Source organism: Aquidulcibacter paucihalophilus (assembly GCF_002105465.1).
Taxonomy (GTDB): Bacteria; Pseudomonadota; Alphaproteobacteria; order Caulobacterales; family Aquidulcibacteraceae; genus Aquidulcibacter; species Aquidulcibacter paucihalophilus.
Genome location: NZ_NCSQ01000106.1, coordinates 1 through 807, shown reverse-complemented (window position 1 = coordinate 807; position 807 = coordinate 1). Strand labels below are relative to the sequence as shown.

Genomic DNA, 807 nt, shown 5'->3' with positions numbered 1-807 from the left:
TAGGGCCTGTTGACAAAGGGGATTCCCAAATCGGTTTGGTTCTGATTCAAGGCTGCTCTTTGCGGGAGAGCGGTCTTGGTTCGTGGTCGGATGTCAGACGAGGAGTGGGCGTTCTTCGCGCCGTTTCTGGTGCGTGTGGGGGCAGGCAGCGGCAGGCCGCCCAAGGATCATCGGCTGACCCTGGATGCGATCTTCTGGATCGCGCGGACTGGCGCGCCGTGGCGTGATCTCGACGCGAGCTTCCCGAAGTGGACGCGGGTGTACCGCCAGTTCCGGCGCTGGACGCTCGCCGGGGTCTGGGACGTGATCCTGGAGGCCCTCAACGAGAGCGGCGAGGGCCAGGCCAGCGTCCAGATGATCGACAGCACCATCGTGCGCGCCCACCAGCACTCGGCGGGCGCGAAAAAAGGGGATTCGCTTCAAGCCCTTCGCACCACGATATTGGCCGTTCGCGTGGTGGGCTCACGACCAAAATCCACCTCCGCGCCAACGGGCTTGGGCTCCCCGTCGCCCTTGTCCTGACCCCCGGCGAGGCCTCGGACACCACGGGCTACGGCCCGGTGATGGACGAAGACGGCCCCGCCCCGAAGGTCCTGATCGCCGACAAGGGCTACGACAGCGACGCCATCCGTGAGGACCTACAGGCGCGCGGGGCCGAACCCGTCATCCCGATGAAGCGCAACCGCCTCGTCCAGGTCCCGATCGACGGCTTCATCTACGCCCTGCGAAATCGGGTCGAGCGCTGCTTCAACCGCCTCAAGAACGAACGCCGCATCGCAACCCGCTACGACAAGACCTCAGCAAGCT

Annotated in this window: 1 protein-coding gene; it reads left to right on the top strand. The window is 65.6% G+C overall.

Going from position 1 to position 807, the window contains the following annotated elements; all coding sequences use genetic code 11:
- Window positions 1–90: 90 nt before the first annotated feature.
- Window positions 91–807, top strand: a protein-coding gene (locus B7364_RS08250; RefSeq protein ID WP_408606329.1) for an IS5 family transposase whose coding sequence is annotated in 2 segments (ribosomal slippage) — window positions 91–415 and window positions 415–807 — 718 coding nt annotated over the 2 segments. Because the reading frame shifts where the segments join, the coding sequence is not laid out codon by codon here. This gene is flagged as partial in the annotation.